A 21,980-nucleotide genomic window follows, 5' to 3' on the forward strand; every position below is an offset into this window, starting at 1 on the left:
TCACGATACAGCCTGTCAGCGGTTGGCTGACTCCGGCTGCTCGGCCCACCAGCGCCGCAGCTCCGCCTCGGCGGCCCCCGCGTCCAGCGGCCCCGTGTCCAGCCGCACCGCGAGCATGTGCTTGTAGGCGCGCCCGACCACCGGGCCGGGGGCGAGGTCGAGCAGCGCCATGATCGCCGTCCCGTCCAGGTCCGGGCGCACCGCCTGCAGCTGCTCCTGCTGCTGGATCACGTCGATGCGGCGCTCCAGGTCGTCGTAGGCCAGGCGCAGCCGCTGGGCCTTGCGGGCGTTGCGCGTGGTGGAGTCCGAGCGCGTCAACCGGTGCAGCCGCGGCAGCAGCGGCCCGGCGTCGGTCACGTAGCGGCGCACGGCCGAGTCGGTCCACGACCCCTCGCCGTAGCCGTGGAAGCGCAGGTGCAGCTCGACGAGGCGGGCGACGTCCTTGGTGGTCTGCTTGTCGAAGCGCAGCGCCTTCATCCGCTTGGCCGTCATCTTGGCCCCCACCACCTCGTGGTGGTGGAAGCTGACCCCGCCGCCGGGCTCGAACCGACGGGTCGCCGGCTTGCCGACGTCGTGCATGAGGGCGGCCAGCCGCAGCACGAGGTCCGGGCCGGGCACGACGGCGTCGGGGTCGCGGTGGTCGTCCTCCAGCGCGATGGCCTGCTCGAGCACGGTCAGGGTGTGCTCGTAGACGTCCTTGTGCCGGTGGTGCTCGTCCACCTCCAGGCGCAGCGCGGGCAGCTCCGGCAGCACGAGGTCGGCCAGGCCGGAGCCGACCAGCAGCTCCAGGCCCGCGCGGGGGTCGCGGCCCAGCAGGAGCTTGACGAGCTCGTCGCGCACCCGCTCGGCGGAGACGATGGCGATGCTGCCGGCCATGTCGCGCATGGCCGCGAGCGCCGCCTCGTCCGGCGCCATGCCCAGCTGCGAGGCGAACCGCGCGGCCCGCATCATGCGCAGCGGGTCGTCGCCGAAGCTCCGGTCGGGCGCCCCCGGGGTGCGCAGCCGGCGCGCCACGAGGTCGTCGGTGCCGCCGAACGGGTCGACGAACTCCAGGTCCGGCAGCCGCACGGCCATGGCGTTGACCGTGAAGTCCCGCCGCTCGAGGTCGTCGGTCAGCGACGACCCGAACACCACCACGGGCTTGCGGGTCTCGCCGTCGTAGGCGTCGGTGCGGTACGTCGTGATCTCGACGACCTGCTCGCCCTTGCGGGCCCCGATGGTGCCGAAGTCCCGGCCCATGTCCCAGGTGGCGTCGGCCCAGCCGGCGACCACGCGCTCGATCTGCTCCGGCCGCGCGTCGGTGGTGAAGTCCAGGTCGGGCGAGACCCGGCCCAGGAAGGCGTCCCGCACGGGCCCGCCCACCAGCGCCAGCTCGTGGCCGGCGTCGACGAAGCGGCGACCGAGCTCGTCGGTCAGCGGGGACAGCCCGGCGAGCGCCTTGGTGGCGCGGCGCAGGGCGGCGGAACGGTCTTCGGGCACGGCGGTCAAGCGTGCCACGGCCACGCAGGTGCTCGCCGTACCCTGGTGCGATGACGCCGCCCCCGACCAGGACCGAGGTGTCCTCGGGCGGTCTGGTGGTCGACATGGCGGCCGACCCGATGCGCGTGGCGGTCATCTGCCGCCGGAACCGGTCCGGTCGCCTCGAGTGGTGCCTGCCCAAGGGCCACCTCGAGGGCGAGGAGACGCCCGAGCAGGCCGCCGTCCGCGAGATCGCCGAGGAGACGGGCATCGACGGCCGCGTCCTGGACTCCCTCGGCGCCATCGACTACTGGTTCTTCGCCGACGGGCACCGGATCCACAAGACCGTGCACCTGTTCCTGCTGCAGGCCACCGGCGGCCGGATCACCGTCGAGAACGACCCCGACGCCGAGGCCGTCGACGCGGCCTGGATCGGTCTGGACGTGCTGGAGGACCGGCTGGCGTTCCCCAACGAGCGCAAGGCGGTCCGGGCGGCGGTGGCGCTGCTGGACGGACCCGTCGCGCGTCGCGCCGGCGGCCACGGGTGACCACGACCGGACAGGGCGCACCCCCCGGTCCCCGCCAGGGGCTCGCCCGCGCCACGGCGGTCATGGCGGCCGGCACGCTGGTGTCCCGCCTGCTCGGGCTCGTCAGCAAGGCCGTGCTGGCCGTGCTGCTCGGCACCACGGCGGCCAACCTGGCCTCGAACGCCTTCGACGTCGCCAACAAGCTGCCCAACCTGATCTACGCCCTGGTCGCCGGGGGCGCCCTGAACGCCGTGCTGGTGCCGCAGATCGTGCGCGCGGACCGCGGCGGGCCCCGCGGCCGCGAGTTCCTGGACCGGCTGTTCACCATGGCCGTGGTCGGGCTGCTGCTGCTGACCGTGGTCCTCACGCTGCTGGCGCGGCCGCTGGTCGGGCTGTACACCGGCGGGGAGTGGGCCGCGCCGCAGTTCGACCTGGCGGTCGCCTTCGCCCTGTGGTGCCTGCCCCAGCTGTTCTTCTACGGCGTCTACACGCTGTTCGGGCAGCTGCTCAACGCCCGCGGCTCGTTCGGGCCGTATATGTGGGCCCCCGTGGTCAACAACGTCGTGGCCATCGCCGGGCTGCTCGTGTTCTGGGGCCTGTTCGGGGTGCAGCAGCTGTCGGACCCGCTGACCTGGACCCCGGCCATGGTCGCGCTGCTGGCCGGGTCGGCGACGCTGGGCGTCGTGGCCCAGGCCGCGGTCCTGCTGTGGCCGCTGCGGCGCATCGGGTTCTCCTACCGGCCCCGCTGGGGCCTGCGCGGCGTCGGCTTCCGCAGCGCCGGGGTGGTCGCCGCGTGGACGTTCGCCGGCATCGTGGTCAGCCAGCTGGTCTTCGTCCTGGTCTCGCGGGTGGGTGCCGCGGCGAGCGCGGCGACCGAGGGCACGGCGCAGGCCGCCGTCACCGCCTCGAACTCCGCCTGGACCTACGCGTTCCTGCTCTACATGCTGCCTCACGGCCTGCTGGCGGTCAGCCTGGTCACGGCCGTGTTCACCCGGGTCAGCGGGGCCGCCCAGGCCGGGGACACCGCCGGGGTCGCGGACAGCACCCGCCGGATGATGCGCGTGCTGCTGGTGGGCATCACGCTGCCCGCGGCCGGGCTGGTGCTGTTCTCCGCCGAGATCACGGCGCTGCTGTTCCGCCAGTTCGGCGAGCAGGCGGACGTCGTCGGGCACGTGACGGTGGCCATGGCCCTGGGCCTGCCGTTCTTCAGCGTGCTGTACCTGGTGCGGCGGGTGTTCTACGCCTACGAGGACGGCCGCACGCCGTTCCTGGTCACCCTGGCCACCGCGGGCGTCTGGGCCGCCGGGACGCTCCTGGTGCCCTACCTGCTGCCGCCGACCCAGTGGGTCGCGGGCGTCGCGGTGTCCATGACGCTCGGCGAGGTCGCCGGGCTCGTGGCCGCCGTGTGGTTCCTGCACCGGCGCACCGGCGGGCTGGGCGTGCGCGGCTTCCTGTGGGTGCTGCTGCGGCTGGTCCTCGTGCTGGCCGTCGTCGGACCGCTCGCCGTCCTGGCCGCCGGCGCGGCCGGGGGGACCGGTTCGCAGCCCGAGGCCCTGCTGGCCCTGCTCGCCGGCGGCACGGTCCTGGTGCTCGGCTACCTCGTCGGCACCCGGGTGCTGCGGGTCGGCGAGACCACTGAGCTGCTGCGGACGTTGCGCGGCCGGTTCGCCCGAGCGGGTGGCGGGTCCTCAAGCCGGACCTGACCGCGGTCGACGTCCCGGACATGCAGAAGGTCCGGACGGTGCGTGCCCCCGACGCCGGTGACGTCGTCGTCGGCTGGCTGGTCCGGCTGGTGGCGGTCTTCGCCGTCGTCGGCGTCCTGCTGTTCGACGGCGTGTCGCTGGGCATCGCCGAGCTGGCCGTCACCGACACCGCGGCCGCCGCGGCCCGGGCCGCCGGCCAGGAGCTCGACACGGGCGCCACCGCCCAGGAGGCCTACCTCGCCGCCCGCGAGGCCGCCGACACCGACCACGACCTCAACGACGTCCCGGCCGACCGGTTCCAGGTCACCGCGGACGGGGCCGTCACGCTCACGGTCCGCCGGACCGTCCCCACCCTCGTGCTGCACCACGTCCCCGGCAGCGACGCCTGGCTGGTGGCCGAGGCCACCGCCGGCCACGACGCGGGCTGACGCACCCGTGAGGACCACCACCGCTCGGGTCCCGCGCGCCCGCGCGTCGGCCCTGCTCGCCGGCCTGACCACCGTGCTCGTGCTGCTGACGGGGCTGCCGGCGCAGGCCGTGGGCCCAAGCGGCGCGACCCGGGTCCCCGCCGCACCCGCCGTCCCCGCCGCGCCCGCCGTCCCCGCCCAGCCCGCCGTCCCCGCCCCGCCCGGCAGCGCCGAGCTGCGCGAGCAGGTGCGCGAGCTCACCGCCCAGGTGGAGGAGCTCGAGGTGGCCGCCGAGGTCGCCGCCGAGTCGTGGAACGAGGTGCGCTCCGAGCTGGACGTGCTGTCCGTGGAGGAGGTCCGCGCCCAGGTCGAGCTCGACGAGGCGGGCCGCACGCTGGAGGCCGACCGCGGCGCGGCGACCCGCCGGGTCCGGGCCCTGTACCGCAGCGGCGGCACGGTGGGGCTGGCCTGGACGGCCCTGCAGGGCTCGGGATTCGCGCAGGCGGCGACGACGTACCGCACGGCCCGGGTGGTGCTGGCCGCCGACGCGGCCACCGTCGAGGAGTCCGGCCGCAGCGTCGAGGTGGCCGTCGAGAGCTCGACGCAGGTGCAGCAGCTGCGCCGCGAGCGCCGCGCCCTGGAGGCCGAGGCCGAGCAGCGCCGGCTGGAGACCGAGACGACGCTGCAGGCCCGCGAGGCCCTGCTGGCCGGCACGGACCGCGACCTGGTCCAGGCGCTGGAGCGCGAGCGGGTGGAGGCCGAGCTGGCCGCGGTCGCCTACGCCCAGGCCCAGGCCGCCGAACGGGCCGAGGCCCGCGCCCGGGCCGCCGCGCGACCCGCGGCCGGCGGGACGGACGACGAGACGTCCACCACGTCCGCCGGGGCCGTCGCCGGCCCCGCGGGGGGCACGGTGCCGCCGGGCTACGTCGGCGGCGACGTCGACGAGCAGGCGATCATCCAGGCCGCCGTGGCCGCCGCGCCCAGCGCCGCCGCCGCCGAGGCCATCCGCGTCGGGTCGACCCGGCTGGGGATGCCGTACGTCTGGGGCGCGACCGGGCCGTCGACGTTCGACTGCTCCGGGCTGACTATGTGGTCCTACCGCCAGGCCGGGGTCAGCATCCCCCGCACGTCGCGCCAGCAGTACGCCGGCCTGCCCAAGGTGGGTCTGGACGAGCTGCTCCCCGGCGACCTGATCTTCTACGCCAACGGCTCGGCGCCCTCGTCCATCCACCACGTCTCGATCTACCTGGGCGACGGGCTGATGCTCACGGCCCCCCGCACGGGGGACGTGGTCAAGATCAGCGCGGTCTGGCGCAAACCGGTCTACGGCGCGGTGCGCCCCGCCGACTGACGCGGCCTCGACCGCGGCGGCTTCGCCCTACAGTGGTCCGACGGCAGCGCCGGCGTCCTGACGAGCGCCGGTGCGGAGACGACTCGGACTGGAGGCGCTGGTGGACCGGATCGGACCGGGCACTCTCCTCGCTGGCCGCTACCGCCTGCAGGAGCGCGTGCGAGCCGACGAGACCACCTCGTCCTGGCGGGCCGAGGACGCCACCCTCGAACGCCCGGTGGGCGTCACGGTGCTCTCGGCCGACCACGCCCGGGTGCAGAGCACCCTCGACGCGGCCCGGCGGGCGGCCCTGGTCGACGACGCGCGCCTGCAGCGCGTGCTGGGCGTCGGCATCGAGGCCGGCTCCGGCTACGTGGTGCTCGAGTGGGTCACCGGCCAGGACGCGGCCGCCCTCGCCGGACGGGTGTCGGAGCAGGAGGCCGTCCGCATCGTCACCGAGGCCGCCGAGGCGCTGCGCACGGCCGCGACCCGGTCGCTGCACCACGGCCGGCTGGGGCCGCACCAGGTGGTGCGCGCCTCCGACGGCTCGGTCCGGGTGCTCGGCACCGCCGTCGACGTGGCCGCGACCGGGCAGCCCACCCCGGCCGCCGCGGCCCGGCCCGAGGCCCGCGACGTCCGCGACCTGACGGCCGTGCTGTACGCGCTCGCCACCGGCAGCTGGCCCTTCGGTGCGCTGGGTGGCCTGGCCGCCGCCCCGACCGAGCGCGGTCGCCCGGTGCCGGCGCAGCAGCTGCGCGGCGACCTCAGCACCCCGCTGGACCGGCTGCTCGACGAGACGCTGGCCGGCTCCGGGATCGACTCGCTCGACCGGCTGGTGCGGGCGCTGCACGAGACCCGGGCCGCGTCGAGCGCCGCCACCACCCAGGGGGGCCCGGCCCCCGTGGCGACCAGCCCGGCCGCGGCCTCGTCGGCCCCCGGCGCCGGCGCGCCCGACGACACCGACGTGATCACCCCCGTGGCGGCCCGCCCCGGGCCCGGGACCGCCGCAGCGGCGGCCGGCGGTGCGGCTGGGGCGGGAGGCGGGGCCGGGCTCGTCGCCGGAGCCGGGGCGAGCGCTGGGGCCGCGGCTGCGGGTGCCGGGGCTACGGGTGCCGGGGCTGCCGGTGCCGGGGCTGCCGGTGCCGGGGCTGCTGGAGCGACCGGAGCCGCCGCCGGAGCGACCGGAGCCGCCGGAGCCGCGGCCGGCGGTGCGGCCGGGGTGGCCGCGGCCGGGATGGCGGCGGCCGGTGCCTCGGGCCCGACCGTGCCTCCCGTCGCGAGCGCAGCACCGCCCCCCGCGTCGAGCCCCGCCGGACCGCCGACCTCCCCTGGGCCGACGCCTACCGGATCGACGAGCGGGTCCGCCGCGGCTCCCGTCCCCACCTCACCCCCCGCACCCACCGGTCGGGTCCGCAGCGCCGGCCCGGCGCCCGGCCCCGCCCCACGACCTGTGCCGCCGACCCCGGAGGACGACGGCTGGGACCTGCTGCCGGTCGCCGACGACGACTGGGACGGCCAGGACGCCGAGGCCGTCGGCGGCTGGGACCCGGCGGCGTACGGCCCCGACGGGGTCTGGGACGAGCCGCAGCCCTGGGACGACGACCGGTGGCCCGGGCCCGGTGACGACCGCACGGTCGAGCAGCCCGGCGCCGCGCCCGTGCTGCCCGGCGGCCGGTCCGCGCCGCCCCGCCGCCGTCCGGCCGGGGCGGGCACCGGGGTCATCGTGGTGCTGGTCATGGGCGCGTTCGTGGTCGGCGGCCTGGTCTGGGCCCTGGACCGCGTCGGCGACGCCGAGCAGGTCGCCGCCCCCCAGCCCACCGTCACCGAGACCGTGGCCCCGCCCTCGCCCGAGCCCTCCGCCCCACCGGCCCCCGACCCGTCGGTCGAGCCCAGCGAGGCCGTGGTCGAGGTCATCAGCCCCGCCGGCGTGCAGCCCCTGGACCCCCAGGGCGACGGCGAGGAGAACGACCAGGACGCGCCCCGCGCCATCGACGGCGACCCGGAGAGCGGGTGGAACTCGCAGCGCTACAACAGCCAGCCGTTCGGCGGCCTGAAGGACGGCCTCGGCCTGTCGTTCGACCTCGGCGAGGCCCGCGAGGTCAGCTCGGTGATCATCGACGCGCCCGGCTCGGACGGCACGTTCGAGGTCCGGGTCGCCGACGGCCCCGGCTTCGAGGGCTCCACCGTGGTGGCCGAGGGCCAGACCGGGGACGGGGCCGAGGAGATCGAGCTCGACGAGCCGGTGGACAGCCAGTTCGTCCTGGTCTGGTTCACGTCGCTGCCCGACAACGACGGGGACTGGCGCGCGGTCGTCAACGAGGTCGAGGTGCAGGTCCGGTGACCACCGGCGCCAGCGACGCCGGCCTGCTGGACGCGCACCTGGCCGGCGACCCGGACGCCTTCGGGGAGCTGGTCCGCCGGCACCGGGACGTCCTGTGGGCGGTGGCGCTGCGCACCACCGGCAACCCGTCCGACGCCGAGGACGCGCTCCAGGAGGCCATGGTCTCGGCGCTGCGCTCCGTCGAGCGGTTCGAACGTCGCTCGGCCGTCCGGACCTGGCTCTACCGGATCGTGGTCAACGCCTCCCTGGACCGGCTCCGGCGCAACGCCGCCCGACCCAGCACGAGCCTCGAGGGCCACGACCCGGCCCACCCGGTGGACGACGCCGGCCGGGTCGTCGACCGGTTGGACGTGATGACCGCGCTGCAGCAGCTCAGCCCGGGCCAGCGGGCGGCCGTCGTCCTGGTCCACGTCGAGGGCATGTCCGTGGCCGAGGCCGCCGAGGTCCTCGACCTGCCGGAGGGCACCGTGAAGTCGCGCTGCTCACGCGGGCGGGCGCAGCTCGCCGGCCTGCTGGGGCCAGGGAACCACGAGCCTGCGCCGCACGTCGAAGACACGGGCGGACGACGACCAGGGGCCACGACGAGCGGGACGGCAGGTGATCCGACGTGAACGACGACTGGGTGGCACGCCTGCTCGCCGGGTCCGAGCGACCCGTCATGCCGGCCGACGTGGCCGACCGGCTCGAGCGGACGGTCCGCGACCAGATCGCGGGCGGCGCCGCAGCGGTAGACCCCGTCGAGGACGGGGACGTGGCCCAAGACCCGGTCGCCGGGGGCCCTGTGCTGCCCGCGCCCGCCGCCGAGGCGCCGGCCGGGCGCGCACCCGTCGGTGCGTCGGACGGCAGCGGTCACGAGCCGTCGGAGCCTGCTCCCGTCCCCTCGGACAACCGGCCGGTCGAGCGACCGGTGACGGGGTCCCGGCCGGGTGGTGCCACCGACGCCGTCCCCGCACCCGCCGCGCCCGCACCCGCCGTGCCCTCGCCCGCCGTGCCCTCGCCCGCCGTGCCCTCGCCCGCCGTGCCCTCGCCCGCCGTGCCCTCGCCCGCCGTGGTGCCGCCGACCGCAGGCGCGGGCGCCTCGGCGCCGCTGCGCGCCGGCGGGTCCGCGACGGAGGGCGGCTCCGGGACCGGCCAGGCCGACGACGAGCTCGCCCGCGCCCGGGCCGCCCGACCGGCGGGCACGTCACGCCGCGAGCAGCGGGCCGACGACCAGGGTGAGCGACGTCGCCGGCTGCTGACCCGCTGGGTGCCGGTCGCGGCCGGGGTGCTCGTGCTGGGGGCGGCCGGGATCGCCGCCGTCAACGTCCTCGACGGCTCCGGGGCGGACACCACGGCGGCGGACGAGCTGCAGGAGGCCTCGGCGGGCGCCGCGGCCGAGAGCGTCGCCCCCCGCTCGCTGGTCGCCACCGGGACGGAGTACACGACCGCCGACCCCGACGCGTTCGCCCAGCAGGTCCGTGAGCTGGTGGCCCTCGCCTCGACCGGGGACGGCACGGCCGCCGCGACGCCGCAGGAGGACGCCCCGCAGGACGACGCCGACGCCGGGACCCTCTCCGAGGGGGCGGACGACTCCGCGGCGGCCGGCGGGGACGTCACCTCGGCCCGCGCCGAGGCCGCCGGGAGCCCGCTGGCCGACCCCGCCGCACTGACGGAGTGCATCGAGGCGGTCACCGAGGGTGCGGACGACTCCGCCGCCGCGGTGGACCTCGCGGTCGTCGACGGGGTCGAGTCCACGGTCGTCGTCGTCCCCGACCCGGCCGGCGAGCGGCTGTTCGTCTACGTGGTCGGACCCGACTGCAGCGCCGTCGACACCCAGTTCGACTTCTTCAACGTGGTGCCGTGAGGCCCGCCGCCCCCACCGGAACAACCCCGCCTGCTGCCCGGTTGACGACAGCGGACCCCACGAGGAGGACACGGACATGAGCACCACCACGACGCCCGAAGGCGTCCGGCAGGTAGTCGTCGTCGGCTCCGGACCCGCCGGCTACACCGCCGCCATCTACGCCGCCCGGGCCGAGCTGGCCCCGCTGGTCTTCGAGTCGTCGGTCGAGGCCGGCGGCGCGCTGATGAACACCACCGACGTCGAGAACTACCCCGGCTTCCCCACCGGCGTCATGGGCCCGGACCTGATGGAGCAGCTGCGGGCCCACGCCGAGCGCTTCGGGGCCGAGCTCGTGGCCGACGACATCGTCGAGATGCGGCTGGACCGCGACGTCAAGGAGCTCGTCACGGGCTCGGGCGAGACCGTGCGCGCCCTCAGCGTCATCCTCGCCACCGGCAGCGCCTACCGCAAGATCGGCGTGCCCAACGAGGACCGGCTGTCCGGCCGCGGGGTCAGCTGGTGCGCCACCTGCGACGGCTTCTTCTTCAAGGAGAAGGCCATCGTCGTGGTCGGCGGGGGCGACTCCGCCGTGGAGGAGGCGACCTTCCTGACCCGGTTCGCCCGAAGCGTCACCCTGGTCCACCGCCGGGACGAGCTGCGCGCCAGCAAGATCATGCAGCGTCGCGCCTTCGACGACCCCAAGATGCGGTTCCGCTGGAACAGCGAGGTCGTCGACGTGCTCGGCGAGAACGCCGTGACCGGGGTCCGGCTGCGCGACACCGTGACCGGCGAGGAGTCCGAGCTCGAGGTCAGCGGCCTGTTCGTGGCCATCGGCCACGACCCGCGCACCGACCTGGTCAAGGACCAGGTCGCGCTGGACGAGAACGGCTTCATCAAGGTGGACGGCCGCTCCGGGCGCACCTCGCTGCCCGGGGTGTTCGCCGCCGGCGACGTGCTTGACCACGAGTACATGCAGGCCATCACCGCGGCCGGCTCCGGCTGCGCGGCCGCCCTGGACGCCGAGCGCTACCTGGCGGCGCTGTCGGACACCGAGGACACCCTGGAGGCCGCCGCCGAGGCGTTCCCCGAGGCGACCGAGGAGCACCCGACGCCCAGCCTCGCCACCGTCGACTGACCGACCCGGTCCCGACCGCCACGCACCCACCACAGACCACAGAACGGGAGACCGCCACATGGCCACCACCGCCACGACCGACGCCGACTTCGACAAGGACGTCCTGCAGTCCGACAAGCCCGTGCTCGTCGACTTCTGGGCGCCCTGGTGCGGCCCGTGCCGCCAGGTCGGCCCGATCCTCGAGGAGCTCTCCGAGGAGTACGCCGACAAGATCACGGTCGTCAAGGTCAACACCGACGAGAACCCCCGCACCGCGGCCGCGTACGGCGTCGTCAGCATCCCCACGCTGAACGTCTACAAGAACGGCGAGCTGGTCAAGAGCCTGGTCGGCGCGCACCCCAAGCCGCGCCTGGTCAAGGAGCTCGAGGACTTCGTCGGCTGAGCCACGCCCCGTCCCACGGAGCCGTCCCGCCCCCCGGGTGGGACGGCTCCGTCACGTCCGGGCCGTGACACACTCGGCGTGACCGACGGCCGAACGGGAGGACGCTGCGTGACCGGGAACAGGCTCGACCGCTGGCACTCCTCCTACAGCCGTCGTGCCGCCGGCATGACCGCCTCGGAGATCCGCGCCCTGTTCGCCGTGGCCAGCCGGCCCGAGGTGGTGAGCCTCGCGGGCGGCATGCCCAACTTCGACGCCCTGCCGCTGCCGGAGATCGCCGAGATCGTGCGCCGCTGCGCCGCGGAGCAGTCCGCCGTGGCCCTGCAGTACGGCTCCGGCCAGGGGGACGTCGCGGCGCGGGAGCAGATCGTCGACGTCATGACCACGGTGGGCACCGTCTGCGACCCCGACGACGTGGTCGTCACCACCGGCTCGCAGCACGCCCTGGACCTGCTGGTCCGCATCCTCGTCGACCCCGGCGACGTCGTGCTGGTCGAGTCGCCCAGCTACGTGGGGGCGCTGGGCGTGCTGCGCAGCTACGAGGCCGACATCCGCCACGTGGAGACCGACGAGCAGGGAGCGGTGCCCGCCTCGGTGGCCGCCCACGTCGCCGCCGCGCGCGCCGAGGGCAAGCCGGTCAAGGCCGTGTACCTGGTGCCCCACCACCACAACCCGAGCGGGGCCACCACGAGCCTGGCCCGGCGCCAGGAGCTGGTCGAGCAGTGCCGCCGGGACGGCGTGCTGGTCGTCGAGGACGACCCCTACGCCCTTCTCGGCTTCGACACCGACCCGCTGCCCTCGATGCGGTCCCTGGACCCCGAGGGCGTGGTGTACCTCGGCTCCTTCTCCAAGACGTTCGCGCCGGGTCTGCGGGTGGGCTGGGCCGTGGCCCCGCCGGCCATCCGGGCCAAGCTGGTCCTCGCGGCCGAGGCGTCGGTGCTGTGCCCGTCGATGTTCTCCCAGCGGGTCGTGGCGACCTACCTGGCCGACAGCGACTGGCGGGCCCACGTCAAGGTCCTGCGGGGCGTGTACCGGGAGCGTCGTGACGCGCTGCTCGGCGCGCTGGAGCAGCAGGTGCCCGACGCGTCGTTCACCCGGCCCGACGGCGGGTTCTTCACCTGGGTCCGGCTGCCGGGGGACCTGGACGCCACGGCCATGCTGCCCCGGGCCGTCGCCGCCCGCGTGGCCTACGTGCCGGGGACCGCGTTCCACGCCGACGGCCGGGGCCGGCAGCACGTGCGGCTGTCCTTCTGCTTCCCGACCCCGGAACGGATCGTCGAGGGGGTCCGCCGGCTCGCCGGGGTGGTGCGGGCCGAGCAGGAGCTGCACCGGACGTTCGGACCGTCCCTGCAGGACCGGCCAGCGCCCCCGCCCGACGGGGAGTTCGCCCGGCCGGCCTCGGACACGGCATGACCGGCGGGGACCTGGACGTGCTCGTCCTGGCCGGCGGGCTGTCCGCCGAGCGCGAGGTGTCGTTGGCCTCGGGCCGTCGGGTCGTGGCCGCGCTGCACGAGGCCGGGGTGCACGCCGAGGCCGTCGACGTCGGGGCCGACCTGCTCGACGTGCTCCGCCGCCGCGCCCCGGACGTCGTGTGGCCGGTGCTGCACGGCGCGGGTGGGGAGGACGGCTCGCTGGTCCAGGTGCTCGAACTCGTCGGGCTGCCCGTCGTCGGCTCGGCGGCCGGCCCCGCGCGCACGGCCTGGGACAAGACGGCGGCGGCCACCGTGGTCGCACACGCCGGCATCGCCGTGCCGCGCGCCGTCACCCTCAGCCACACCGTGCTGCGGGACCTGGGGGCGGCCGGGATCCTGCCGCACGTCAGCCGCTCCCTGCCCCCGCCCGTGGTCGTCAAGCCGGTGCACGGCGGCTCCAGCCTGGGGGTCGGGGTCGTCCGGCACGAGTCCGAGCTGGCCCGAGCCATGATGGCGGCCCTGGGCCACGACTCCTCCTGCCGGGTGGAACAGCTGGTCAGCGGGGTCGAGGTGGCGGTCGCCGTGGTCGACGACGGCCAGGGACCTCGCGCCCTGCCCCCGGTCGAGATCGCCCCCGACTCCGGCGCCTACGACTACGAGGCCCGGTACACCGCAGGGGCCACGGAGTTCCACTGCCCGGCCCGGCTGCCCGACGACGTCCTGGCCCGGGTGCAGGAGCGCTCGGTGGTGGTCCACCGCGAGCTCGGCCTGGCGCGGCTCAGCCGCAGCGACTGGATCGTCGACGCGGCCGGCGAGCCGTGGTTCCTCGAGGTCAACACGTCACCCGGGATGACGGGGACCAGCCTGCTGCCCCAGGCCGTCGTCGCCGCCGGGGAGTCGTTGCCGCACCTGTACCGCGCGCTGGCCGAGGCCGCGGCCGACGCCGGGGCGGCCGCGCCCGGGCCTGACCCGGCCGGATCGCACACCCCGGCCGGCCAGGTGACGGACGTGCTCAGCGGTAGCTGACGTCCTGCGCGTCGACACCCTGCGCGTCGACGTCCTGCGCGTCGACGCCTTCCGGGTCGCCGACGGTCACGATGTCGTCGGTCCGCCGCCCCGCGGCGTCCGCGGCCGCGGGGACGGCGCCGTCGACGGCAGCCGTGTCGTCGGCGTCGTCTCCGGGGGGCCGCACAACACCGGGGCCGCCGGGGTCGAGCACGGCCAGGATCCGGTCGAGGTCGTCCACCGAGGCGAACTCCACGGTCAGTCGACCGCGGTTCTTGCCGAGGGCCACCTTGACCCGGGTGTCGAGACGGTCCGACAGCCGTGAGGCCACCACGTCCAGCAGCGGCAGGTGGCGCCCGGCCCGGGGCGGACGAGCACGCTGCACCCGGGGGCCCTGGGACGCGACGATCTCCTCCACGGCTCGCACCGACAGGCCCTCGGTGACGACACGGTGGGCGAGCTTCTCGGCCGCCATCGGGTCCTCGAGGGCGAGCAGCGCACGCGCGTGACCTGCGGCGATGACCCCGGCAGCCACCCGGCGCTGCACCGCGGGCGGGAGCCGCAGGAGCCGGATCGTGTTCGAGATCTGGGGTCGGGAGCGGCCGATCCGGCGTGAGAGCTCGTCCTGGGTGCAGCCGAAGTCCTCGAGCAGCTGCTGGTAGGCGGCGGCCTCCTCCAACGGGTTCAGCTCGGCCCGGTGCAGGTTCTCCAGCAGTGCGTCCCGCAGCATGACGTCGTCGTCGGTGGCGCGGATGATCGCGGGCACGGTCGCCAGGCCGGCCTCGGTGCTGGCCCGCCACCGCCGCTCACCCATGATGAGCTCGAACCGGGCCCCGTCGGCGTCGGGCTCAGCCAGCGGCCGCACGACGACGGGCTGCAGCACGCCGATCTCACGGACGCTGTGCACCAGCTCGCCCATGGCGTCCTGCTCGAACACCTGACGCGGCTGCCGGGAGTTGGGGCGCACCCACTCGATCGGGAGCTCGGCGAACGTCGCGCCCGGCACGGGCAGCAGGTCCTGCTCGCCGTCGTCCCGGTCCTCAGGGACGGCCACGGCCGGACCGGTTTCACGTGAAACGCCCGTTGCCTCGGGCACGAGGTCCGTCGACTCATCGGCATCAACGGCTGTTTCACGTGAAACGGCGGCGGCGACCGCGGTCTCGACGTCGCCAGGGGAAGGCACCCCTGCATCCGTCGACTCTGACACCGGCTGTTTGCTGGGTACCGGTTCTGTCGCTTCCTCGTCCGCCACCGCGGGCACCGGCGTCTCCGTCGGCGTTTCACGTGAAACGGGGGCTCGCTCCTCGGGCCGGCCTCCGGGACCCGCCGGGAAGAACACATCGACCGGCCGACTCCGTCCCGTGGTGGGAACGCCCGACGAGTCGGGGGCGGGCGGGATGAGGGCGCCGATGCCGCGACCGAGGCCGCGTCGCTTCTCACTCATGATGTGCTCCTCGGTTCGAGATCTCCTGCGCCGCTTCCAGGTACGACAGCGCGCCGGTGGAGGTCGGGTCGTACGTCATCACCGTCTGCAGGTGACTGGGGGCCTCGCTGACCCGCACCGAGCGAGGGATGCTCGTGCGTAGGACGCGATCGGTGAAGTACTCCCGCACCTGCGCCGCCACGTCGGCCGCGAGCCGGGTCCGGCCGTCGAACATGGTCAGCAGGACCGTGGTCACCTCGAGCTCGGGGTTCAGGTTCTGTCGGACCAGCTCGATGGTCCGCATCAGCTGGGTCACCCCCTCCAGTGCGTAGTACTCGCACTGGATCGGGATGAACACCTCGCGGGCTGCGACCAGCGTGTTCAGGGTCAGCAGGCCGAGGCTGGGCGGGCTGTCGATGATGACGTAGTGCGGTGGCTCGTCGGCCTCCTTGACGTACCGGTCGATCGCGCGTCGGAGCCGGTACTCCCGCGCGACCACGGGCACCAGCTCGATCTCTGCACCGGACAGGTCGAGCGTGGCGGGGGCGCAGGTGACACCGGACAAGGCCGGACTCGGTTGGACGACCTCAGCGAGGTCCATCTCACCCATCAGCACGTCGTAGATGCCGGCGACGTCACCGTGGTGCTCCACCCCCAACGCGGTGCTCGCGTTGCCCTGAGGGTCTGCGTCCACCACAAGGACTCGCAGGCCCCCTTGGGCCAGGGCGGCGGCCACGTTCACCGCGGTCGTCGTCTTGCCGACGCCGCCCTTCTGGTTCGCCACCGTCATGATGCGCGTGTGCGAAGGCGTGGGGAAGGTGCGACCGTGCAGCCGAAGTCGGCGGCGAGCGTCGGACGCCAGCTCTTGGGCGAGGGGCGTCTCGTCGTCCGTGCTCGGCAGCGCCGCCGCCACCTCGTCGCGCCAGTCGTCCGGCCCGGGCGTCGCCGCGGCATCCGTTCCACGTGAAACATCGACCGCGCCGGCCGCGCCCTGACCGTCGGAATCCGCGTCGTCGATCGCGGCACTCACAGCGTCAGTGACACCGCCTACGGCGACCGCATCCTCTGTTTCACGTGAAACACGCTGCGGCGCGGGGGCGTCCGTCTCCGACCCGTTCCGCTCGGCCGATGTCGTAGCAGCCGGACGCACGTGATCCACCGCTTCGCTGCTCTGGGCTACGGTCACCGCGTCCGGGGATGCGGGCTCCGGGCCAGCCGTCCCGTGCTGGGCCGAGGCAGTCGGCACACGGTCACCGTCCCCAGCGGCCGCGGTTTCACGTGAAACGGGAGGCTGATCACCGACCTCAGGGTGCGCGCCCGACTCCAGCTGCTCCGCCACCGCCGTCCTCGCCGCGTCCCGCGCCTCGGACACTCCGACCTCCATCCTGAGCCGGGCGGCGGCCTCGGAGCTGACGTCTTCCCGGTCCGCCTCGTGCATCGCCCCAGGTTCCGATTCCTTGGCCATCCCCGTTTCACGTGAAACACGGTCCGCGGGGCCACCCGGAAGGGCGTCAGCCAACGCGCCGCGCAACGACGACCGTCGTCTCCTCTGCAGAAACCCCACGCCCGCATCGTGCCACGTCGAGACTGGCCACCCGCCACGACGAGCACCGACTGCGGACAGCCTCCGCCTCGTCCACAGCCTGGTCCCCCTTGAGGGCCAGTACCAGCCCGCCGGGACGCACGAGGGGGACGCACATGGGCAGCAAGCGCTCCAGCGGGGCCACCGCCCGGGCGGTCACCACGTCCACCTGGCGGGGACCGATCACCGCCACCTTCCCCCGCGTCACCACGACCTGTGGTGACAGCCCCAGGTCCGCGACGACCTCGTCCAGCCAGGTGGTGCGCCGCAGCAGCGGTTCCACCAGCTCGACCCGAAGGTCCGGTCGCGCGAGGGCCAGCGGGATGCCGGGCAGGCCGGCCCCGCTACCCACGTCGACGACGGACGCCCCAGCCGGCACCAGCTCCTGCACCACGGCGGAGTTGAGCAGGTGCCGCTCCCACAACCGGTCACCCTCACGGGGACCGATCAGACCGCGCTCGGTGCCCGACCCCGCGAGCAGCGCGACGTACCGCTCTGCCTCCGCCAGCCGGTCACCGAACAGCCCGGCGGCCGCCGCCGGCGCCGCAGCCACGCCTCAGGCCGGGTGGATGACGACGAAGCGGTGGGGCTCCACCCCGTCGGAGTCGCTGCGCAGGCCGGCGTCGGCCACGGCGTCGTGCACCGCCTTGCGCTGGTAGGCCGGCATCGGGTCCATCTCGACGCTCTCGCCCTCGGCCTTGACGCGCTCGATGGCCTCCTTGGCCAGGGTGGCGGCCGTCGTGCGGCGACCCTCGCGCCACCCCGCGATGTCCAGCAGCAGCCGGCTGCGCTCACCGGTCCGGGCCTGGGCCGCGAGCCGGGTCAGCTCCTGCAGCGCGTCCAGCACCTCACCGTCCGGGCCCACCAGCACGGCCAGGCCGTCCGCGTCGTCCTTGTCCGCGAGGACGGCGACGCTGGCGCGGCCGTTCTCGACGAAGATGTCGATGTCACCGTCGAGGTCGGCGATGTCGAGGAGCTCCTCGAGGTAGTCCGCCGCCGCGTCCCCCTCCTGGTCGAGCAGCCTCTGCTTGTTCGACGGCTCGGCGCCGTCGGCGCGGTCCCGCGTCGTCGCGGGGGCGTCGGTGCTGCCGTCCTCGTGGACGACCGCCTCGGGAGCAGCGGCGCCTGCGGTGCTGTCGGCCGTGGTGTCCACGGTGCCTCCTAGGAACGCCCCTACGGGGCGGTGCCGGGCCGTCGGGTTCGATCGGCGTTGGTCGGTGCCCGTCTCGACGAGGTGCAACGGCCGGCCGGGGGACGGGTGCCCCGGTCGGCCGTGGTCTCAGGCGGGTCCGGAGGTGGTCTTGCGCTTGCTCTTGGGCTTGCGCTTGGGCTGCTGTCGGACCACCGGGGCGACGGGCTCCACGGCCTTGGGCTCGGGCCGGCCGAGGATCTCGTGCACCGGCTTGCCGGTGCGGGCGGACTTGCGCTCGGCCTTCTTGAGCCGTCGCGCCTCCAGCTCCTTCTCCGCGGGGGAGCCGGGCGCCGGCAGGGACCGGATGACGATCGACTGCTGCACGGCGGAGTAGAGGTTGGTCACGCACCAGTAGATGAGCACGCCGATGGGGAAGGCCACGCCGGACACCGCGAACACCACGGGGAGGATGTACAGCAGCATCTTCTGCTGCTTGAAGAACGGGCTGTCCAAGGCGGCCTGGCTCATGTTCTTGGTCATCAGCATGCGCTGCACGTAGAACTGCGAGGCGGACATGATGATCACGAGCAGGGCGGCCAGCACGTAGGTGCCGGCCCCGGTCGGATCGAGGAACGTGGCCGACAGCTGCGAGCCGAAGATGCGCGCGGCCTGCGCCTCCTCGACCTTGGCCTGGTCGAACACGCCCACCGGGTTGCCGGTGCGGATGCCGTTGAGCACCCGGAACAGCGCGAAGAAGATCGGCATCTGCAGCAGGATCGGCAGGCAGGAGGCGAACGGGTTGGTCTTGGAGCTCTTGTAGAGCTCCATCGTCTCCTTGGTCATCGCCTCGCGCGACGCCGGGTCCGTCTTGCCCTTGTACTTGTCCTGGACCTTCTTCAGCTCGGGCTGGATGATCTGCATCTGCCGGGACGCCTTGATCTGCCGCACGAACAGCGGGATCAGGGCGGTGCGGATCACCAGCACCAGCGCGACGATCGACAGCACCCAGGTGAGGCCGCCGTCCGAGGGCAGCCCGAGCGTGGTCAGCAGGTCGTGCGCCGTCACCATGATCCAGGCGACGGCCCATTCCAGCGGGTAGAGGATGGTGCCGAAGAAGTCGGACATGCGGTCCAGGTCCTCCTCAGGACGTCGTGGTGCTGTCGTGCGTGAGTGCCTCGTCGTTGCCGTGCGTGCGGCCGTGCCGGCCACCACGTTCGGGTACCGGATCCCAGCCCCCGTCGTTCCAGGGGTGGCACCGCAGCAGCCGACGCGTCGTGAGCCAGCTGCCGTGCAGCACCCCGTACCGGCGGACCGCCGTCACAGCGTACGACGAGCAGGACGGCGCGAACCGACACACGGGACCCAGCAGCGGGGACAGGGTCAGCTGGTAGACCCGCAGCAGCAGCACCACGAGCTCGCGTGGCAGGTGCCACAGCAGGCGGCCGACCCGGGCCGCGGACCAGCCGGGGCTGCCGGACCGACCGGGCCCGTGGGCACCGCCCGGCTCAGGCACGCTCATCGGTGAGCACCCCCAGCCGGCGAAGTGCCTGGTCGAGCTGGTGACCCAGGGCCGCGGAGTCCGCGTCGGTGCTGGCCGGCAGCAGCCGCAGGACCAGGTCGACGTCGGCGCTCAGCGCACCGCCGGCGACGAGCCCAGTCAGGTGCGCCTGCAGCCGGCGGCGGGTGCGGTTGCGGCGCACGGCCGACCCCACGGCCCGCGGGGCGACGAACGCGATCCGCGGTCCTCGCACTTGCGTCGACCCGGTCCCGCCGGGCTCGCGCCGCGTCACCGAGGTGACCGCGGAGGCCGTGCTACCCGAGGAGAGCGTGGTGCCCGTGGTGCCCGCCGCCGCTGGGGCGTCCCGGGTCGGACCGGGGGCGACGGGGGCACGGCGCAGGCCGTGCACGACCAGCCCGCCGCTACGGGCCCGGGAACCACGGCGGACGGCGGCGGTGATGTCGGCGCCCCGGCGCAGCCGCCGGTCAGCCGGCAGGGCCACGGCGCACGCGACACACACGACAGCACCCCTGCCACGGTGCCGCCGGGGGGCGCATCCGTGCAGGGGTGCCGGGGTCGGGATCAGGTCGACGGTGTCGTCGTCCTGTCAGGCCGAGAGCTCGCTGCGGCCCTTGGCGCGGCGGGCGGCGAGAATCGCGCGGCCGGCGCGGGTCGACATGCGGGCCCGGAAGCCGTGGGTGCGGGCACGCCGCCGGTTGCTGGGCTGGAACGTACGCTTGCTCACTGGAACCTCTCACCGATCCTCGGGGACTGTGCTCCACCCACGGGGGACCGGGGGCAGACAACCGCACAAAGGTACGTGGCCTGCGTCTACGGGGTCAAACCCCGACCGCGGACGGGACGTAGCGTAGCGGCTCGGGCACCGCGCGGGAGCGACGCCGGAACCGGTCGAGATCGGGTCCGGAGGATGGCTGCGTGACCACGATCAACCGTCTACAGTCGCAGAGCGCCGACGACGAAGACGTGAGGCGCGCGGGACGGCCGGCACGATCAACGGCCTGGGGCGACCGGGCGACTTGCACAGCGGACGCTGCGGCCGTTAGGTTCCGTGCGCTTCCCGGACGCCGTGATCCACACCTGTGGACAGAGGTGTGGACAGACCCATCAGTCGGAGGAAGCCAGTGACAGACGCAGGACCGGCTTCGCCGTCGGAGACGCTCGCCGCCACGTGGGCCGCCAGCATCCAGGCGATGCCGTCCGACCTGTCACCGCTGCACCGGGGCCAGCTCCGCTCGGCCCGGCTGATCGCCCTCGACGGCGACACGGCCCAGGTGGCCGTGGCCTCGTCGTTCGACCGCCAGCTGATCGAGACCAAGCTGCTCGACACCGTCGTGGACGCGTTGAGCGCCACCACCGGCGCCTCCTGGCGGCTGGCGGTCGTGGTGGACCCGCGGCTGGGGGCGCTGGACGGCGAGCACGTGCTGCACGTGGACCAGCACGTCGTCGACCTGACCGGTCGCGACGACGACATGGACCACGACGACCCGGACCTCGACCAGCTCCGCGGCCGCCACGCCGACCGGCGCAACGGCCACTTCGGCGCGCCGACCCGCCGTCGGACGCTGGCCGAGGAGGCCGAGGCACGGCTCAACCCCCGCTACGTCTTCGAGACCTTCGTCATCGGCGCGTCCAACCGGTTCGCCCACGCCGCTGCGGTCGCCGTCGCCGAGGCGCCGGCCAAGGCGTACAACCCGCTGTTCGTCTACGGCGACTCCGGGCTGGGCAAGACGCACCTGCTGCACGCCATCGGGCACTACGTGCAGAGCCTGTACGGCGGGATGCGGGTGCGGTACGTGAACTCCGAGGAGTTCACCAACGACTTCATCAACTCGATCCGCGACGACCGGGCCGCGGCGTTCCACAGCCGCTACCGCGAGGTCGACGTGCTCCTGATCGACGACATCCAGTTCCTGCAGAACAAGGTGCAGACGCAGGAGGAGTTCTTCCACACCTTCAACGCGCTGCACAACGCCAACAAGCAGGTCGTCATCACCAGCGACGTCCCGCCGAAGCAGCTGCAGGGCTTCGAGGACCGGATGCGCAGCCGCTTCGAGTGGGGCCTGCTGACCGACGTGCAGCCGCCCGACCTCGAGACCCGCATCGCCATCCTGCGCAAGAAGGCGATCGTCGACTCGCTCAACGTGCCCGACGAGATCATGGAGTACATCGCGTCGCGGATCTCGACCAACATCCGCGAGCTCGAGGGCGCCCTGATCCGGGTCACAGCCTTCGCCAGCCTGCACCGCCAGCCGCTGACCACCCAGCTGGCCGACGTGGTCCTCAAGGACCTGATCCCGGCCGCGGACCAGCCCGCCATCACGGCGCCGCAGATCATGGCGGAGACGGCCACGTTCTTCGGGGTGACGGTCGAGGACCTGCACGGCAGCTCCCGCTCCCGGGTGCTGGTCAACGCCCGCCAGATCGCCATGTACCTGTGCCGGGAGCTGACCGAGCTGTCCCTGCCCAAGATCGGCCAGGCCTTCGGGGGCCGTGACCACACCACCGTCATGCACGCCGAGCGGAAGATCCGCGGCCTGATGAGCGAGCGGATGGCCGTCTACAACCAGGTCACCGAGCTCACCAGCCGGCTCAAGCGCCAGTCCGGCAACCGCTGACCGCACCCGCCCTGATCCGGGGCATAGCCCTGTCCACATCGTTGTCCACAGGCTGTGTGCACATCAGGTGACCCCGTTCGCACCGTCGGTGGCCACGTCCGGCGACGTTCGGCACCGCCCACGACGCTGTCGCACGGTTGTCCACAGAACCTGTGGACAAGGTGTGCACGACGGGCTCCTGCTGTGGGCG

General features: G+C 74.3%; 21 protein-coding genes. 12 read left to right on the plus strand and 9 right to left on the minus strand.

Features of this window, described 5'->3' with window-relative positions:
- Positions 1–15: 15 nt before the first annotated feature.
- On the minus strand, positions 16–1,479 hold the full coding sequence (locus SJY06_RS02260) for a CCA tRNA nucleotidyltransferase (protein ID WP_380164209.1): 1,464 nt from the start codon (positions 1,477–1,479) through the stop codon (positions 16–18).
- Between the two features lie 50 nt (positions 1,480–1,529).
- Here SJY06_RS02260 and SJY06_RS02265 point away from each other — a divergent pair, with 50 nt between their 5' ends.
- The 11 genes from SJY06_RS02265 to SJY06_RS02315 all read left to right on the plus strand — a co-directional run bounded on the left by SJY06_RS02265 (position 1,530) and on the right by SJY06_RS02315 (position 13,540).
- The gene (locus tag SJY06_RS02265) at positions 1,530–2,006 is read left to right on the plus strand and encodes an NUDIX hydrolase (RefSeq protein ID WP_380164211.1); all 477 of its coding nucleotides are present in this window, start codon (positions 1,530–1,532) and stop codon (positions 2,004–2,006) included.
- A complete protein-coding gene (gene murJ, locus SJY06_RS02270) occupies positions 2,003–3,688 on the plus strand; it encodes a murein biosynthesis integral membrane protein MurJ (protein ID WP_380164213.1) in 1,686 nt (561 codons plus the stop codon). Before SJY06_RS02265 ends, murJ begins: the two co-directional genes overlap by 4 nt.
- A gap of 20 nt (positions 3,689–3,708) precedes the next feature.
- A complete protein-coding gene (locus SJY06_RS02275; protein ID WP_380164216.1) occupies positions 3,709–4,116 on the plus strand; it encodes a hypothetical protein in 408 nt (135 codons plus the stop codon).
- 7 nt (positions 4,117–4,123) lie between these two features.
- Entirely contained in the window at positions 4,124–5,446 is a 1,323-nt protein-coding gene (locus SJY06_RS02280) for an NlpC/P60 family protein (protein WP_380164218.1), read from the plus strand.
- Positions 5,447–5,516: 70 nt separating this feature from the next.
- Positions 5,517–7,766, plus strand: a complete 2,250-nt coding sequence (locus SJY06_RS02285; RefSeq protein WP_380164220.1) for a hypothetical protein — start codon at positions 5,517–5,519, stop codon at positions 7,764–7,766.
- Positions 7,763–8,377 (plus strand): RNA polymerase sigma factor SigM, encoded by a 615-nt coding sequence (gene sigM, locus SJY06_RS02290; protein WP_380164222.1) that lies wholly within the window; start codon positions 7,763–7,765, stop codon positions 8,375–8,377. The genes SJY06_RS02285 and sigM overlap by 4 nt, the downstream gene beginning before the upstream one ends.
- A complete protein-coding gene (locus tag SJY06_RS02295) occupies positions 8,374–9,609 on the plus strand; it encodes a hypothetical protein (RefSeq protein WP_380164224.1) in 1,236 nt (411 codons plus the stop codon). The genes sigM and SJY06_RS02295 overlap by 4 nt, the downstream gene beginning before the upstream one ends.
- Before the next feature lie 76 nt (positions 9,610–9,685).
- Positions 9,686–10,723 (plus strand): thioredoxin-disulfide reductase, encoded by a 1,038-nt coding sequence (gene trxB, locus SJY06_RS02300; protein ID WP_380164226.1) that lies wholly within the window; start codon positions 9,686–9,688, stop codon positions 10,721–10,723.
- A 58-nt stretch (positions 10,724–10,781) separates the two neighbouring features.
- Positions 10,782–11,105: a thioredoxin gene (trxA, locus tag SJY06_RS02305; protein ID WP_380164228.1), complete on the plus strand. Its 324-nt coding sequence runs from the start codon at positions 10,782–10,784 to the stop codon at positions 11,103–11,105.
- 108 nt (positions 11,106–11,213) lie between these two features.
- Positions 11,214–12,515 (plus strand): PLP-dependent aminotransferase family protein, encoded by a 1,302-nt coding sequence (locus SJY06_RS02310; protein ID WP_380164230.1) that lies wholly within the window; start codon positions 11,214–11,216, stop codon positions 12,513–12,515.
- Complete coding sequence (locus SJY06_RS02315; protein WP_380164232.1) at positions 12,512–13,540, plus strand: D-alanine--D-alanine ligase; 1,029 nt, start codon at positions 12,512–12,514, stop codon at positions 13,538–13,540. Before SJY06_RS02310 ends, SJY06_RS02315 begins: the two co-directional genes overlap by 4 nt.
- Here SJY06_RS02315 and SJY06_RS02320 read toward each other — a convergent pair.
- The 8 genes from SJY06_RS02320 to rpmH all read right to left on the minus strand — a co-directional run bounded on the left by SJY06_RS02320 (position 13,527) and on the right by rpmH (position 19,899).
- On the minus strand, positions 13,527–14,573 hold the full coding sequence (locus SJY06_RS02320) for a ParB/RepB/Spo0J family partition protein (RefSeq protein WP_380164234.1): 1,047 nt from the start codon (positions 14,571–14,573) through the stop codon (positions 13,527–13,529). The two genes, SJY06_RS02315 and SJY06_RS02320, sit on opposite strands and share 14 nt — an antisense overlap.
- A gap of 382 nt (positions 14,574–14,955) precedes the next feature.
- Complete coding sequence (locus tag SJY06_RS02325; RefSeq protein ID WP_380164236.1) at positions 14,956–16,380, minus strand: AAA family ATPase; 1,425 nt, start codon at positions 16,378–16,380, stop codon at positions 14,956–14,958.
- Positions 16,381–16,453: 73 nt separating this feature from the next.
- Entirely contained in the window at positions 16,454–17,077 is a 624-nt protein-coding gene (gene rsmG, locus SJY06_RS02330) for a 16S rRNA (guanine(527)-N(7))-methyltransferase RsmG (protein WP_380164238.1), read from the minus strand.
- 3 nt (positions 17,078–17,080) lie between these two features.
- Complete coding sequence (locus tag SJY06_RS02335) at positions 17,081–17,677, minus strand: protein jag (protein ID WP_380164240.1); 597 nt, start codon at positions 17,675–17,677, stop codon at positions 17,081–17,083.
- 126 nt (positions 17,678–17,803) lie between these two features.
- Entirely contained in the window at positions 17,804–18,781 is a 978-nt protein-coding gene (gene yidC / locus SJY06_RS02340; protein WP_380164242.1) for a membrane protein insertase YidC, read from the minus strand.
- Positions 18,782–18,797: 16 nt separating this feature from the next.
- Entirely contained in the window at positions 18,798–19,175 is a 378-nt protein-coding gene (yidD, locus tag SJY06_RS02345; protein ID WP_380164244.1) for a membrane protein insertion efficiency factor YidD, read from the minus strand.
- Positions 19,162–19,656, minus strand: coding sequence for a ribonuclease P protein component (locus SJY06_RS02350; RefSeq protein ID WP_380164246.1), 495 nt, complete (start codon positions 19,654–19,656; stop codon positions 19,162–19,164). The genes yidD and SJY06_RS02350 overlap by 14 nt, the downstream gene beginning before the upstream one ends.
- A 105-nt stretch (positions 19,657–19,761) precedes the next feature.
- Positions 19,762–19,899 (minus strand): 50S ribosomal protein L34, encoded by a 138-nt coding sequence (gene rpmH / locus SJY06_RS02355; protein ID WP_380164248.1) that lies wholly within the window; start codon positions 19,897–19,899, stop codon positions 19,762–19,764.
- A 466-nt stretch (positions 19,900–20,365) separates the two neighbouring features.
- On the opposite strand from rpmH, the gene dnaA reads away from it, so the two are divergent.
- Positions 20,366–21,790: a chromosomal replication initiator protein DnaA gene (dnaA, locus tag SJY06_RS02360; protein ID WP_380164250.1), complete on the plus strand. Its 1,425-nt coding sequence runs from the start codon at positions 20,366–20,368 to the stop codon at positions 21,788–21,790.
- The last annotated feature ends 190 nt before the right edge of the window (positions 21,791–21,980 follow it).

The sequence above is a fragment of the Jannaschia sp. R86511 genome (assembly GCF_042466345.1).
Classification (GTDB): Bacteria; Actinomycetota; Actinomycetes; order Actinomycetales; family JBBAYJ01; genus Aquipuribacter.